Raw genomic sequence first — 14459 nt, 5'->3', positions numbered from 1 at the left:
CGCCATGACAAGCAAGCCCTTCCCGTTAGCCGTTACTCGAAAGCAGAGGTTGCCATGGAAAGCCAAACCATCGTCGAAGCGCTGCTGCTTGGCCTGCTGGAGGGCCTGACCGAATTCATCCCGGTCTCCTCGACCGGCCATATCTTGCTCGCCGGCCATTTCCTCGGCTTCCATTCGACCGGCAAGGCCTTCGAGATCCTGATCCAGCTCGGCGCGATCCTCGCCATCCTCAGCGTCTATTTCCGCCGCCTGTGGAAGATGGTGCTCGAACTGCCCTATGACCGGCTGACCCGGCACTTCGTCATCGGCATCCTGATCGCCTTCCTGCCGGCCGCGGTCATCGGCGCGCTGGCGCATGATTTCATCAAGACCTTCCTGTTCGAATCGCCGCGGCTGATCTGCATCATGCTGATCATCGGCGGCGTGGTGCTTTTGGCCGTCGACCGCATGAACCTCAAGCCGGTCTATCGCGACGTCGAGCGTTTCCCGACCAGGCTTTACCTGCAGATCGGCCTGTTCCAGTGCCTGTCGATGATCCCCGGCACCTCGCGTTCCGGCTCGACCATCGTCGGCGCGCTGCTGCTTGGCGTCGACAAGCGCGCGGCGGCGGAGTTCTCCTTCTTCCTGGCGATGCCGACCATGGTCGGCGCTTTCGCCTTCGACCTGTTCAAGAACCGCAACGTGCTGACCTCGGCCGACCTGCCGATCATCGCCGTCGGCTTCATCGCCGCCTTCGTCAGCGCGCTGATCGTCGTGCGCTTCCTGCTCGATTTCGTCTCGCGCAAGGGCTATTCGCTGTTCGGCTGGTGGCGGCTCGTGGTGGGTGCTGTGGGATTGGTGGCACTGATGATCTGGGGGTGACTTCAGATCTGGTGAGATTGGCATCTTTTGGACGTTTGCGCTGCCCCTCACCTGCCTGCCGGCATCCTCTCCCCGTATAGTGACGGGGAGAGGGGCGCTCTCATCGCCCGTTTCACCAATCACCAGCGTTGCACAGGACAGCGCCAAGGCTGCGGTCAGCCCTTTCTCCCCGTCACTATACGGGGAGAAATGCCCGGCAGGGCAATGAGGGGCGGCGCCGACGTCGACAGTTGGCATCTTGCAAGGTCACGTCTTCGGGGTGCTCCTCAATTCCTCCCATAAAACGCATTCTCGACATGCACCGGCCAGCGCCAGGGCAGCACCGCCACCATGTCGAAGCGTATCGACAATCGCCCATAGTCGGGCTGGCGCGACAGCCAGAGATCGGCGGCGCCCTCGATGCGCCGCTCGGAGCTGTGGGCGATCGCCTCCATCGCCTCCATCAGCGTTCGGCGCGCCTTGACCTCGACGAACAGAACGAGGTTCCCACGCCTGGCGATCAGGTCGATCTCGCCGAGCTTGGTGCGATGGCGGCGGGCGAGAATCCGGTAGCCCTTCAGCATCAACGCCAGCGCCGCCAGCCATTCGCCGCGATGGCCGCGCCGATAAGCCTTGCGTCGATGGCCGACAGTGCGCTCAGCCACCGCCGGCGTCCTTGAGCCCGAGCAGCCGCCGGTAGAGCGCCTGTTTCTGACCGCCGGTCATCTTCGCCGCTTCCGCGGCGGCCTTGGACGCCGGCATTTCGGCCGCGAGCGACAGAAGCAGCCGGTCGATGTCGGCCGGCTGGTCCGCCGTGGCCTCGGCCGGACCGACGCAGATGACGATTTCACCCTTCGGCGTGTCGGCCGCCCCATAGTGGTCGGCAAGCTCGCCGAGCGTGCCGGTCCGCATCTCCTCGAACGCCTTGGTCAGCTCGCGGCCGATCGCGGCCTTGCGCGCGCCGCCCAGCGCCTCGACCATCGCGGCAAGCGTCTCGGCCAGCCGTCGCGGCGACTCGAAGAAGATCAGCGTCGCCGGGACCTGCCTGAATGTTTCGAGCTTCGTCAGCCGTTGACCAGCTTTTGCAGGCAGGAAACCGGCGAACAGGAAGGCATCGGAGGGCAGTCCGGAAGCGGTCAGCGCGGCGAGCGCCGCCGACGGTCCCGGCACCGGCACGACGCGGATGCCCTGCTCCAGCGCTTCGCCGACCAGCCGGTAGCCGGGATCGGAGACCAAAGGCGTGCCGGCATCCGAGATCAACGCCACGCTCCGCCCCGCCGCCAGGGCCTCGATCAGCTTCGGCCCCGCCGAGGCGGCATTGTGCTCGTGATAGGCCGTGGTGCGGCGACGGATGCCGTAGCGTTCGAGCAGCACGCGCGAGACGCGCGTGTCCTCGCAGGCGACGATGTCGGCGCTAGCCAGCGTCTCCAGCGCGCGCAGCGTGATGTCGGCGAGATTGCCGATCGGCGTCGCCACCAGATAGAGCGCCGACGCAATCGGCCGCGCCGGAATCTCGGTCTGCCCGATCAGATAGCTGCGTTTCTCGCCGGTCAAGAATAACCCTCCGTTCACTCTGTTTGGCATGGCTCACGGCCGGTTGCAAAACGTGAAGTCGAGGCAAGGAAATCGCCATGCCTTTGCCATAGTGAGGAACGAAACCGCTACCGGCGAATTTCATCCCTGATTCCCGGTAGGAGGCAGGACCGGACGATGCCCAGTCGCTTCGACATTTTTATCAGCCGACTTGAAAGCAAAACCGCCCGCGAGGGCACTCCCCCACATCCGATCGCCGAACAGAACGGCGCTCGCCGCGACAAGGCGGACCAGAAGCAGGTCCGCAACGGCGAGGCGCATGCCGAGAAGAACCGCGGCAAGCACCGCCAGAAGCATGATGCCTAGAGTGTGGCATCTGGCGCAGACGAGCTCTCGCTTCGTCATCCTAGGGCGAAGCAAGGAGCGAAGCGACGCAGCGTAGACCCTAGGATCCATTCCGTGACATCAGAGCGTCGCTAACGGTGCAGAATTCTGCTCCGCTGCATCCTTCGGCCGAGGTCACGGAATGGATCCTCGGGTCAAGCCCGAGGATGACGAAGGCGCGAGGTTACCTGGCCAGATCCGCCACCACCGCATCGAGCACGATCATCCCCGCGGTCGTGGCGCGCAGCCGGGCATTGCCGACCGGCGCCACCAGCCCTTCTTCCTGCAGCACCGAAAGCCTCGCGGTCGAAAGGCCACGCCCAGCTAGCATCTCGTAACGCGCGAGGTCGATGCCTTCGGCAAGCCTCAGCCCCATCAGCAGGAACTCGTCGGCCTCTTCCGAGCGCGTCAGCACCTCGCCGCCGGTGACGCCATGGCCCCTGGCCTCGACCAGGTTGGCCCATGTTTCCGGCATTTTTTCCGCGACCGTCACGGTCCGGCGGCCGTTCTCGACAAAGCGGCCATGCGCGCCCGGCCCGACGCCGACATATTCGCCATAGCGCCAATAGGTCAGGTTGTGCCGGCTCTCGGCGCCCGGCCGCGCGTGGTTGGAGATCTCATAGGCCGGCAGGCCATGCGCCGCGGTCACTTCCTGCGTCAGCGCGTAGAGATCGGCGGCGTGGTCGTTGTCGGGAAGGACGAACTTCCGCGCCGCGTGCAGCGCGTGGAAGGGCGTGCCTTCCTCGATCGTAAGCTGGTAGAGCGACAGATGATCGGCGGCGTGGCCGATCGCCTGTTCGAGCTCCCCTTGCCAGTGCTCCGGCGTCTGGCCCGGCCGCGCATAGATCAGGTCGAAGGAAAGCCGCGGGAAGATTTCGCGCGCGAGCCCGATGGCGTGAAGCGCCTCCTCGACATTGTGCAGCCGGCCGAGGAAGCGCAGGTCCTTGTCGTTCAGTGCCTGCACGCCGAGCGAGACGCGGTTGACGCCGGCTGTCCGGTAGCCACGAAAACGCTCAGCCTCGACCGAGGAGGGGTTTGCCTCCAGCGTGACCTCGATGCCGGCAGGCACCGTCCAGTTCTTTGCCACGGCCTCCAGCACCGCCGCGACGGTTTCCGGCTTCATCAGCGACGGCGTGCCGCCGCCGAGGAAGATGCTGGTGACCTCGCGCGGCCCAGTGCGGGCGCGCATCGTCGCCAACTCCGTCTCGAAGGCGCGCGCGAAGCGCTCCTGGTCGACCGGCTGGTGGCGGACATGGCTGTTGAAATCACAGTAAGGGCACTTGGCCGCGCAGAACGGCCAATGGATGTAGACGCCGAAGCCGGGGCTGCGGTCGAGGGGCATGGTTTGGCCGGTCCCGATCATCTTGAGTCGAGCCGCGCCAAGTCCAGGCGGGCTTGCGCGAATTTCTGGAAGGCGCGGGCGCGGTGCGACAGGGCGGTTGCCTGGCCGGGCTTCCAGCCATGCTTTTGTTCGGCGCTCATCTCGCCGAAAGTCTTGTCGAAACCGTTGGGCAGGAACACCGGATCGTAGCCGAAGCCGAGCGTGCCGCGCGGCGGCCACACCAGCGTGCCCTCCGCCTCGCCCCGGTAATATTCGGCATCGCCGTCCGGAAAGGCGAGGCAGATGACGGCGACGAAGCGGCCGGTGCGCTGCGCGGGCCCGGTCGCGCCGACCTCTTGCAGCGCCACCTCGGTGCGCTGCATGGCCATGCCGAAATCGCGTGTGCCGTCGGGCGTCTCGGCCCAGTTGGCTGTGTAGACGCCCGGCGCGCCGTCGAGCGCGTCGACACAGAGGCCCGAATCGTCGGAGAGCGCCGGCAGGCCGGTCGCCTTGGCCGCGGCGTAGGCCTTGATATAGGCGTTTTCCTCGAAGGTCGTGCCGGTCTCGTCCGGTTCCGGCAGGCCGTACTCCTTGGCCGACTTCGCCTCGAAGCCGAATGGCGCCATCAGGTCGGCGAATTCGCGCAGCTTGCCTTCGTTGTGGCTGGCGACGACGATCTTCTGTCCGTTCAAGGAATGCATCACAGGCCCCAGATCCTTGGCTCGGCGAACTCGATCGAATTGCCCGAAGGGTCGCGGATATAGATCGAGTGTCCGCCCTGCGGCCATTCGAAATCGCTTTCGATGGCGACGTTCTTGGCCGTGAGATGCTTGCGCCATTGGCCAATCTCATCGGCGCTTGCCGTGAAGCAAAGATGACCTTTGCCGGCCGTTCCGTGCGGCGGAACCGCCAGCCTGGCATCGGGCGCCGGCGGGATTTTCGTCGCCTCGGCGTTGAAGAGCAGCAACACGCCGCTGCCGCAGCGGAAGAAGACGTGGCGGCCCTCGACTTTGCCAAGCGGATCCAGGCCGATGATGTCGCGGTAGAATTGTTCGGCAGCGTGCAAGTCTGTGACGTAGAGCGCCGATTCCAAAATCGCCGAGGGAGTCACGAGGCACCCCCCTCTGCCCTGCCGGGCATCTCCCCCTCAAGGGGGGAGATTAGCAGCTCCGCCGACATCGTCTCAACGTTGATGGTTGGCGAAACCCGAAGTGACGCCCGATCTCCCCCCTTGCGGGGGAGATGGCCGGCAGGCCAGAGGGGGGTGTGACGGATCGCCAACCTCATCAATAACCCTACGCCACCGCCATCTGCTGCAAGCTCACCAGCCGCGAAATGCCCTTCTTGGCCAGTCCCATCAGCGCGGCAAACTGCTCTTCGGAGAAGGGCTCGCCCTCGGCCGTGCCCTGGATCTCGACGATGCCGCCCTTGCCGGTCATGACGAAATTGGCGTCGGTGCCGGCCGAGGAATCCTCGAGATAGTCGAGATCGATGACCGGCTGGCCGTCATGGATGCCGCAGGAAATCGCCGCGACATGATCCCTCAGCACCTTGGCGACACTTGCCATCTGGCGCGCCTCCATCCAGCGCAGGCAGTCGTAGAGCGCCACCCAGCCGCCGGTGATCGAGGCCGTGCGGGTGCCGCCATCGGCCTGGATGACGTCGCAGTCGACGGTGATCTGCTGCTCGCCCAGCGCCTGCAGGTCGACCACGGCCCTGAGTGAGCGGCCGATCAGCCGCTGGATCTCCAGCGTGCGGCCGCCCTGCTTGCCGGCGGAGGCCTCGCGGCGCATGCGCTCGCCGGTCGAGCGCGGCAGCATGCCGTATTCCGCCGTCACCCAGCCCTTGCCGGAATTGCGCATCCAGGCCGGCACTTTTTCCTCCAGGCTCGCCGTGCACAACACATGCGTGTCACCGAACTTCACCAGGCACGAGCCTTCGGCGTGCTTGGAGACGCCGCGCTCGAAGGAGATGGCGCGCATTTCGTCAGCTTGGCGTTTGGAGGGGCGCATTCGGCCTTCTTTCCTATCGTTTTTGGATTCGTCGGCGGCTTGTAGACGCATGCGACGCATGGCGCAAAGGAAAAGGGCGCAAAGGAAACGGGGCGCAAGGGAAAATGGCCCGGGTTGCGCCAGGGGGGCTTAAGTCTATATCTTTCAATAGGAGGTTTTTTGCTGGAATGAACAAGGCAGTCGATCCCGCATCGCAGCCGCCCGTACTTCAATCGCTCGACATGCGTTCGCGCGACATCTTCCGGCGGATTGTCGATTCCTATCTGCGCGATGGCGAGCCGGTCGGTTCGCGCAGCCTGTCGCGCATCCTGCCTTCGTCGCTGTCGCCGGCCACCATCCGCAACGTGATGAGCGACCTCGAGCATCTGGGCCTGATCTATGCCCCGCACATCTCGGCCGGCCGGCTGCCGACCCAGACCGGCCTGCGCTTCTTCGTCGATGCCTTCATGGAGCTTGGCGATCTCTCCGACGACGAGCGCCGCGTCATCGAGGCGCAGGTGCGCGCCTCGGGCTCGGGCGCCACGCTGGAGCATATGCTGACCGAGGCGAGCCAGATGCTGTCCGGCATGTCGCGCGGCGCCGGCCTGGTGCTTGCCGCCAAGAACGAGGTGGCGCTGAAGCATATCGAGTTCATCCAGCTGGAGCCCACCAAGGCGCTCGCCGTCATGGTGTCGCAGAGCGGCGACGTCGAGAACCGGGTTGTCGACCTGCCCGCCGGCATCACCGTCTCGCAGCTGCATGAGGCCTCGAACTTCCTCAACGCCCACATCCGCGGCCGCACGCTGGCCGAGGCGCGCATTGAGATCGCCCGTATCAAGGACGAGACCAGGGCGGCCCTCGACACGCTGTCGCAGGACCTGGTCGAGAAGGGCCTCGCGGTCTGGGCCGGCGCCGAGAGCGGCCTGCCGGCGCGCCTCATCGTGCGCGGCCGCGCCAACCTTCTGGAGAACGTCACCGCTCAGGCCGACCTCGAATTGCTGCGCCATCTTTTCGAGGATCTGGAAACGCAGGACGGGCTGCTGCAGCTCCTCGACCTTGCCGAGGAAGGGCCTGGCGTGCGCATCTTCATCGGCTCGGAGAACAAGCTGTTCTCGCTGTCCGGCTCCTCGCTTGTGGTCGCGCCCTATCGCGACAAGGATGCGCGCGTCGTCGGCGCGCTCGGCGTCATCGGCCCGACCCGGCTCAATTATGCCCGTATCGTGCCTATGGTCGACTATACTGCCCAATTGATTTCGCGCATGCTGAGATAGGCGAACGGGATCGCCGCAAGGAGGGTGGAAATGGCGCTGGAATCGTTCAAGGCCCAGATCAGCCTGCTGCTCGAGGAGATGGTGAACCAGCCCGAGGACGAGCACGAAATCCAGGAGCAGCTGCGCGAGAAGCTCAGGGAAATGCGCGCCATGGGCCTGCCGCTGCCGGCCGATCTGGTCGCGCTGGAAAAGCGGCTCGACGAGGATTTCGACGTCGAAGAGAGCTGATCGGCCGGCAATCCCCGTCAAATCTGCGTGCCCGCGCTTCTCTTTTGCAGCGCCTGCCCGATATCTGCTGTCTGGTTGCGCTGACAAGGCATGTCGGCGAATGACGGAGAACGGCATGACAAGGATCGCCGGCTTTGCGGGCGCTGCCCTGCTTCTGGCTACCGGCGCTTTTGCGCAGCAGGCCGACCAACCTTTGCTCACAGGCAAAAAGGCCTTCGGCGATTGGAAGGCCGACCGTCCAGGCGTGCGTCGTCTGATCAAGCCGGACGATCTCCAGCAGCCGAACCTCGCCGAATCCTCGTCGAATAGTGCCGGCCTCGCCGACCGCCCTGCGGATGCCAAGCCCGCCGTGCCGGCCGGCTTCTCGGTCGAGCTCATCGCTTCCGGCATCGACAATCCGCGTGTCGTGCGCGTGGCGCCGAACGGCGACCTCTTCGTCGCCGACAGCGACGCCAATCGAGTCAGGGTCTATCGGCTGGCGGAAGGCAGCGCGAAGCCCGCCGAGAAAGCCGTCTTCGCCAAGGGCCTCACCCAGCCCTACGGCATTGCCTTCTATCCGCCGGGCGACAAGCCGCAATGGGTCTATGTCGCCAACAGCAACAGCGTCGTGCGCTTTCCCTATCGCGATGGCGACATGCAAGCCTCGGGCAGGCCGGAAACGATCGTCTCCGACATTCCCTCGAGCCATCACTGGACGCGCGACATCGCCTTCTCGCCCGACGGCAAGACGCTCTACCTGTCGGTCGGCTCGGGCTCCAACACCGCCGAGGATATGGGTGCGAGGCCGAAAGGCGGTGTCGAGGAATGGGCGCGGTCTGAGCCGCTCGGCGCCACCTGGGGCGCGGAAGAAGGCCGCGCCGACGTGCTCGCCTTCGATCCCGATGGCAAGAACCGCAGGATGGTCGCCACCGGCCTGCGCAACTGCTCTGGCATGACCGTGCAGCCGGCGACGGGCGCGCTCTGGTGCGTCGTCAACGAACGCGACGAGCTCGGCGACAACGTGCCCTTCGAATACGCCACGGCCGTCAAGGACGGCGCCTTCTATGGCTGGCCCTGGTACTATATCGGCGACAACGAGGATCCGCGCCAGGAGGGCGCGCGGCCCGACCTCGCCGGCAAGGTCACCGTACCCGACGTGCTGATGCAAGCGCATTCGGCGCCGCTCAACATCGCCTTCTATGAAGGCGGCAACTTCCCCGCCGACTACAAGGGCGACGCATTCGTCACCCTGCATGGTTCGTGGAACCGCGGCGCCCGCACCGGCTACAAGGTGGTGCGGCTGAAATTCAAGGACGGCAAGCCGACCGGCGAATATGAGGATTTCGCCACCGGCTTCGTCATTTCGGATGACGAGGTCTGGGGCCGGCCGGTGGGCGTGGCGGTGGCGAAGGACGGCGCGCTGATCCTGACAGAGGACGGCAACGGCACCATCTGGCGGGTCACCTATGGTGGCTAGCTCTTCGACAGAGGGTCTTAGGGGTCAGCGCAAACGGTGGAAATTGGCGGAAGCCTTCCAACCTCGTCATTCCAGGGCGGAGCGGCCGCGAAGCGGCGTCGCGGAGACCCTGGAATCCATTCCGTGACCCTGATCAAAGAATGCGGCGGAGCAGAATTCTGCACCGCGGCAGCGCTCGGAAGTCACGGAATGGATTCTAGGGTCTGCGCGCGTCGCTCCGCTCCTTGCTCCGCCCTAGAATGACGACAGGACTGGTCGTTTCGGCCAATCTCCAAGGTGTGCGGTCTGCCAACAAGAGAACGAGCTCTCCGTCGAACTGGCGCAACAAATCCCGCCGCGAGGGAATTACCAGTGACCTGGCGCCATGGTAGAAGCCGCGCTCCACACCGGTCCCTTCGGGGAATCATACGCCAGGCCCAGAACCATTGACACTGACCGGATTTCTCGCTTACAGCGCCGCGCTCGGCGTCGCCGCCGCCATTCCGGGCCCCGGCGTCACGGCGCTGGTTGCCCGCGCGCTCGGCTCCGGCTTCCGTTCGTCGCTGGCGATGTCGTTCGGCCTGATGCTCGGCGACATCACCTACCTCACCGCCGTGGTGCTTGGCCTGGCCTTCGTCGCACAGACCTTCGGCATGGTTTTTCTCGCCATCAAATGGGCCGGCGTCGCTTATCTCGCGTTCCTTGCCTGGCGCTTCTGGACGAGCGGCATCTCGCCCGAGAACATCGAGGCGCGCAAAGGCAAGAGCGGCTTCGTGGCGAGCTTCATTGCCGGGCTGACTGTGACGCTCGGCAACCCGAAGACGATGATCTTCTATCTCGCCATCACGCCGACCATCGTCGACCTGAAGACCATTACGCTGGCCGATTACGGCATCCTGGTAGCGCTGACCGTCGTCGTGCTCTTCGTGGTGCTGGTGCCCTACCTGGCGCTGGCTGCCAAGGCGCGCTGGTTCCTGAAGTCGCCGCGTGCACTGAAAGTTCTGAACCGCACCGCCGCCGGCTTCATGATGGGTGCCGCTGCGGCCATAGCGGCGCGTCAATAGGCTCCAATCTCAACCGGTCTCTGATCTCGGCCAAGTCATTCCGAAAATGGGCCGATCCGGAAAATGCATTTCCGGCGCGAGGTTGTTTTCAGCAACCACCCCACTCGGATATTTTCGGCGACCAGCCTATCTTGCGCGGCTGAAAGCACTATTCTGTCTGCCTATGCCATTGCCTTGGGAGCGAAACCAATGAACAAGCCCGTCACCTCCGCGCGCGTCCCCGGCCGCGGCCGCATCTTCAATTCGATCACCGAGACGATTGGAGACACGCCGCTGGTGCGGCTGGACAAGTTCGCCAAGGAAAAGGGCATCGTCGCCAACGTGCTCGCCAAGCTCGAATTCTTCAACCCGATCGCTTCGGTCAAGGACCGCATCGGCGTCGCCATGATCGAAGCGCTGGAGGAGGCCGGCAAGATTTCGCCCGGCAAGACCACGCTGATCGAGCCGACTTCCGGCAACACCGGCATCGCGCTCGCCTTCGCCGCCGCCGCCAAGGGCTACAAGCTGATCCTCACCATGCCGGAGACGATGTCGGTCGAGCGCCGCAAGATGCTGGCGCTGCTAGGCGCCGAACTGGTGCTCACCGAAGGCCCGAAAGGCATGAAGGGCGCCATCGCCAAGGCCGACGAGCTCGCCGCGACGCTCCCCAACGCCATCATCCCGCAGCAGTTCGAGAACCCGGCCAATCCGGAGATCCACCGCCGCACCACGGCCGAGGAAATCTGGAACGACACCAATGGCGAGGTCGACATCTTCGTCGCCGGCATCGGCACCGGCGGCACCATCACCGGTGTCGGCCAGGTGCTGAAGAAGCGCAAGCCTTCGCTCAATGTCGTGGCCGTCGAGCCGGAAGCCTCGCCGGTTCTCTCCGGCGGCCAGCCCGGCCCGCACAAGATTCAAGGCATCGGCGCCGGCTTCGCGCCCAAGATTCTCGACACCTCGATCTATGACGAGATCGTCAGGGTCTCGAACGAGGATTCGGTCGCCAATGCGCGCCTCGTCGCCCGCCTCGAGGGCGTGCCGGTCGGCATCTCGTCGGGCGCGGCACTGCAGGCGGCGATCGTCGTCGGCTCGCGGCCGGAGAACAAGGGCAAGAACCTCGTCGTCGTCATCCCGTCCTTCGCCGAGCGCTATCTCTCGACGATCCTGTTCGACGGACTGGGGGCGTAGGTCGTCGATGGGAAATATGGGATCGTAGCGATCCTTCGCGCCCCACATGCCGCACCAAATCTCCCCCCTTGAGGGGGAGATGTCGCCGAAGGCGACAGAGGGGTCGCCGGGCGTGAAGCGCCAGCGCCTTTTTCGCGACGAGAGACGAGGCTGGCGATCTACGCGAGACGACCCCCTCTGGCCGCTTCGCGGCCATCTCCCCCTCGAGGGGGAGATTCCCTCAATTCCGCACCAACTTCGCCCGCTCCGTCTGCAGGTAGCGGCGCAATGCCGGATCGCGCTCCAGGCCGATCGCCCGGTCATAGGCTTCAGCGGCATCGGCGGTCTTGCCGAGCCTGGCGGACAGCTCGGCCCGCGCCGCCCAATAGGGCTGGTATTCCGCAATCCGCCTGTCGGCGCCGATCGCGTCGAGCGCGGCAAGCCCCTCGGCCGCTCCCTCGGTTTCGGCTATCGCCACGGCGCGGTTGATCGCCACCACAGGCGAGCCGGCAATCGCCATCAGCGCATCGTAGAGCTGGCGGATCGCGGCCCAGTCGGTGCCGCCGCCACGCCGTCGCGCCGTATGCGCCGATTGCACCGCGGCTTCCAATTGGTAGCGGCCGATGATTCTCCCGGCAGCGGCGCGCCTCAGCACCGCTTCCGCCTCGTCGATCAGCGTGTCGTCCCAGAGCGCGCTGTCCTGCTCGGCCAGCGGCACGAAATCGCCCTCGGGGCTTCGCCGCGCCGCGCGCCGCGCTTCGGCGAAAAGCATCAGCGCCAGAAGCCCCAGTGTTTCCGGTTCGTCCGGGATCAGCGACGCGACCAGCCGGCAGAGCCAGATGCCTTCGCTGGCAAGGTTGCGCCGTCGCGTCTCGGTGCCGGCAGGGTCCGACCAGCCTTCGGCAAAAGTGGCGTAGATCGCTTCCAGCACCGCGTCGAGCCGCTCGCCGAGCTCGGCCCGTTCCGGCACGCGAAAGGGAATGCCGGCCTCGCGGATGCGGTTCTTGGCGCGCACCAGGCGCTGGCCCATCGTCGCCGGCGAAACCAGGAACGCAGAAGCGATCGTGGCGGCGTCGAAGCCCAGCACGGTTTGCAGGATCAGCGGCGCGCGCACGCTCGATTCGATCGCCGGATGCGCGCAGGCAAACATCAGCCTAAGCCGCTCGTCGGGCAAATCCTCATTCGTCATGCGCGCCTCCGCCTCCTCGGCAATCAGCCGCAAATGGTCGCGGGCCGCCTCGCCGGTCAACCGCCGCCGCACGGCATCGACGTCGCGCCGGCGCGCCACCGCGAGCAGCCAAGCTTCCGGCTTTTCGGGCACACCGCTCTTCGGCCAGCGCTCCAGCGCGGCGGCGAACGCATCGGCCAGCGCGTCCTCGGCGCCAGCGACGTCGCGCATGCGGGCCGCGAGGTAGGCGACCAGCTTGCCGTAGCTCTGCCGGGCGGCCGCCTCGGCCGCCGCCCGCGCCAACTCCGAGCGGCTGTCCATATTCCTAGGACAGGTAGTCGGTCATTTCCCAGATCGGCCGCACCTCGACCGTGCCGGTGCTGGCTGCCGGACAGCGCGCGCCCCATTCCATGGCCGTGTCGATGTCCGTCGCCTCGATCATGTAGAAACCGGCAAGCTGTTCCTTGGTATCGGCATAGGGGCCGTCGAGCACGTTGGTCTTGCCATTGGCCAGCCGGATCGATGTGGCCGCCTGGGTCGGGCGCAGCCTTTCGCCGGCAAGATACGCGCCGGATTTCTTCAAGGCTTCCGTATAGGCGCCATAGGCCGCCAGCGTCTGCTCGGTCTTGTCGCGCGGCGCACTCGCCATTGCGGCTTCGTCATTGTAGATCAACAGCATGTATCGCATGGGTCTCTCCTGTTTCTCGAAGGCCGCGTCATCGCGGGCCAAGCTAAAGTCGTGCGGCTGCGGCCGATTTCGACAGGTGCCTTGAAAATCTTTCGTCCCAAAGCCATCGGGCGCAAGCCGGCGCTTTTCGCCATACTCAGCCGTTCGTCTAATGCATGCAATTGCGGGTTGGCATTTGGCGCCTCCTGTCTAAACTCACGAGCTCGCGCCGAGGAGGCGGCGCGGCGCGACCGTTTCAGGAGGAGGAACCATATGCTCAATTTCAGGACGAAATTTGTTGCCGCCGGCGCCTTGGCGCTGTCGCTCGGCCTCGGCGCCGTGTCGGCCGGGGCGCAGGAATTCATCAACGTGCTGACCGGCGGCACGTCGGGCGTCTATTATCCGCTCGGCGTCGCGCTGTCCGAGATTTACGGCAAGGGCATCGAAGGCGCCCGCACCCAGGTGCAGGCGACGAAAGCCTCGGTCGAGAACCTCAACCTGCTGCAGCAGGGCAAGGGCGAGATCGCCTTCGCGCTCGGCGATTCCGTCAAGCTCGCCGCCGAAGGCAACACCGAGGCCGGCTTCCCCGGCAAGCTCGACAAGCTGCGCGGCATCGCCGCCATCTATCCCAACTACATCCAGATCGTCGCCAGCAAGGAGTCCGGCATCAAGACGCTCGCCGATCTCAAGGGCAAGAGCCTGTCGGTCGGCGCGCCGGCTTCCGGCACCGAGCTCAACGCTCGCGCCATCTTCGCCGCCGCCGGGCTGAAATACGAGGATCTCGGACGGGTCGAATATCTGCCTTTCGCCGAATCGGTGGAGCTGATCAAGAACCGGCAGCTCGACGCCACGCTGCAATCGGCGGGCCTCGGCGTCGCTTCGATTCGCGACCTCGCCACCTCGGTGCCGATCAACGTCGTCGCCGTGCCGGCCGAGGACGTCGCCAAGATCGGCTCGCCCTATCTTTCGGTCGTCATTCCCAAGGGAACCTATGAAGGCCAGACCGAAGATGTCGCGACCGCCGCGGTCGGCAATTTCCTCGTCACCCGCGCCGACGTTTCCGACGAGACCGCCTATCAGATGACCAAGCTGATGTTCGACCATCTCGACCAGCTCGCCGCCGCCCACGCCGCCGCCAAGGCGATCGATCCGGCCAAGGCGCTGGTCGGCATGCCGGTGCCGCTGCATCCCGGCGCGGAGCGGTACTACAAGGAAAAAGGGCTGCTGAAGTAAGGCGCCGATTCCCCTCCCCCTTGAGGGGAGGGTGGCCCGCAGGGCCGGGAGGGGTCCTCGGCGACGCGCTCCAACTTCTTAGATGAAAGTCGAGGCAGCTGAGGTGACCCCTCCCGCCTCGCTTCGCTCGGCACCCTCCCCTCGAGGGGGAGGGGATCGCCCCGCCAGGAAACCC

Annotated in this window: 16 protein-coding genes; 8 read left to right on the top strand and 8 right to left on the bottom strand. The window is 65.6% G+C overall.

The window, feature by feature from the left end; all coding sequences use genetic code 11:
* The first annotated feature begins 54 nt into the window (after positions 1 to 54).
* Positions 55 to 861, top strand: a complete 807-nt coding sequence (locus EJ071_RS04400; RefSeq protein ID WP_126096983.1) for an undecaprenyl-diphosphate phosphatase — start codon at positions 55 to 57, stop codon at positions 859 to 861.
* Between the two features lie 266 nt (positions 862 to 1127).
* On the opposite strand, the gene EJ071_RS04390 is transcribed toward EJ071_RS04400, so the two are convergent.
* Complete coding sequence (locus tag EJ071_RS04390) at positions 1128 to 1505, bottom strand: YraN family protein (protein ID WP_126096981.1); 378 nt, start codon at positions 1503 to 1505, stop codon at positions 1128 to 1130.
* Positions 1498 to 2394 (bottom strand): 16S rRNA (cytidine(1402)-2'-O)-methyltransferase, encoded by an 897-nt coding sequence (gene rsmI, locus EJ071_RS04385; RefSeq protein WP_245460168.1) that lies wholly within the window; start codon positions 2392 to 2394, stop codon positions 1498 to 1500. Before rsmI ends, EJ071_RS04390 begins: the two co-directional genes overlap by 8 nt.
* 156 nt (positions 2395 to 2550) lie before the next feature.
* On the opposite strand from rsmI, the gene EJ071_RS04380 reads away from it, so the two are divergent.
* Positions 2551 to 2739, top strand: coding sequence for a hypothetical protein (locus EJ071_RS04380; protein WP_126096979.1), 189 nt, complete (start codon positions 2551 to 2553; stop codon positions 2737 to 2739).
* 202 nt (positions 2740 to 2941) lie between these two features.
* Here the strand turns inward: EJ071_RS04380 and hemW are convergent, their stop codons facing one another.
* The 4 genes from hemW to rph form a co-directional block, all read right to left on the bottom strand.
* Entirely contained in the window at positions 2942 to 4120 is a 1179-nt protein-coding gene (gene hemW / locus EJ071_RS04375; protein ID WP_126096978.1) for a radical SAM family heme chaperone HemW, read from the bottom strand.
* Positions 4117 to 4779, bottom strand: coding sequence for an RdgB/HAM1 family non-canonical purine NTP pyrophosphatase (gene rdgB, locus EJ071_RS04370; RefSeq protein WP_126096977.1), 663 nt, complete (start codon positions 4777 to 4779; stop codon positions 4117 to 4119). The genes hemW and rdgB overlap by 4 nt, the downstream gene beginning before the upstream one ends.
* Positions 4779 to 5189: a VOC family protein gene (locus tag EJ071_RS04365; RefSeq protein WP_126096976.1), complete on the bottom strand. Its 411-nt coding sequence runs from the start codon at positions 5187 to 5189 to the stop codon at positions 4779 to 4781. The genes rdgB and EJ071_RS04365 overlap by 1 nt, the downstream gene beginning before the upstream one ends.
* Before the next feature lie 184 nt (positions 5190 to 5373).
* On the bottom strand, positions 5374 to 6090 hold the full coding sequence (gene rph, locus EJ071_RS04360; protein WP_126096975.1) for a ribonuclease PH: 717 nt from the start codon (positions 6088 to 6090) through the stop codon (positions 5374 to 5376).
* Positions 6091 to 6257: 167 nt separating this feature from the next.
* On the opposite strand from rph, the gene hrcA reads away from it, so the two are divergent.
* The 5 genes from hrcA to cysK all read left to right on the top strand — a co-directional run bounded on the left by hrcA (position 6258) and on the right by cysK (position 11237).
* Positions 6258 to 7340 carry a heat-inducible transcriptional repressor HrcA gene (hrcA, locus tag EJ071_RS04355; protein ID WP_126096974.1) on the top strand — a complete coding sequence of 361 codons (1083 nt, stop codon included), beginning with the start codon at positions 6258 to 6260 and terminating at the stop codon, positions 7338 to 7340.
* Positions 7341 to 7370: 30 nt separating this feature from the next.
* Positions 7371 to 7568: a hypothetical protein gene (locus tag EJ071_RS04350; RefSeq protein WP_126096973.1), complete on the top strand. Its 198-nt coding sequence runs from the start codon at positions 7371 to 7373 to the stop codon at positions 7566 to 7568.
* A 115-nt stretch (positions 7569 to 7683) separates the two neighbouring features.
* Positions 7684 to 9024, top strand: coding sequence for a sorbosone dehydrogenase family protein (locus EJ071_RS04345; RefSeq protein WP_126096972.1), 1341 nt, complete (start codon positions 7684 to 7686; stop codon positions 9022 to 9024).
* 425 nt (positions 9025 to 9449) lie between these two features.
* The gene (locus tag EJ071_RS04340) at positions 9450 to 10067 is read left to right on the top strand and encodes a LysE family translocator (RefSeq protein ID WP_126096971.1); all 618 of its coding nucleotides are present in this window, start codon (positions 9450 to 9452) and stop codon (positions 10065 to 10067) included.
* 189 nt (positions 10068 to 10256) lie between these two features.
* On the top strand, positions 10257 to 11237 hold the full coding sequence (gene cysK / locus EJ071_RS04335; protein WP_126096970.1) for a cysteine synthase A: 981 nt from the start codon (positions 10257 to 10259) through the stop codon (positions 11235 to 11237).
* A gap of 220 nt (positions 11238 to 11457) precedes the next feature.
* Here the strand turns inward: cysK and EJ071_RS04330 are convergent, their stop codons facing one another.
* Together EJ071_RS04330 and EJ071_RS04325 are read right to left on the bottom strand one after the other, a co-directional pair.
* A complete protein-coding gene (locus EJ071_RS04330) occupies positions 11458 to 12705 on the bottom strand; it encodes a DUF6596 domain-containing protein (protein WP_126096969.1) in 1248 nt (415 codons plus the stop codon).
* Between the two features lie 4 nt (positions 12706 to 12709).
* Positions 12710 to 13072: a YciI family protein gene (locus tag EJ071_RS04325; protein ID WP_126096968.1), complete on the bottom strand. Its 363-nt coding sequence runs from the start codon at positions 13070 to 13072 to the stop codon at positions 12710 to 12712.
* A 252-nt stretch (positions 13073 to 13324) separates the two neighbouring features.
* On the opposite strand from EJ071_RS04325, the gene EJ071_RS04320 reads away from it, so the two are divergent.
* Entirely contained in the window at positions 13325 to 14284 is a 960-nt protein-coding gene (locus tag EJ071_RS04320) for a TAXI family TRAP transporter solute-binding subunit (RefSeq protein WP_126096967.1), read from the top strand.
* Positions 14285 to 14459 lie beyond the last annotated feature (175 nt).

It is taken from the genome of Mesorhizobium sp. M1B.F.Ca.ET.045.04.1.1 (assembly GCF_003952465.1).
Lineage (GTDB): Bacteria > Pseudomonadota > Alphaproteobacteria > Rhizobiales > Rhizobiaceae > Mesorhizobium > Mesorhizobium shonense.
This window is presented reverse-complemented; position numbering and strand designations above follow the sequence as displayed.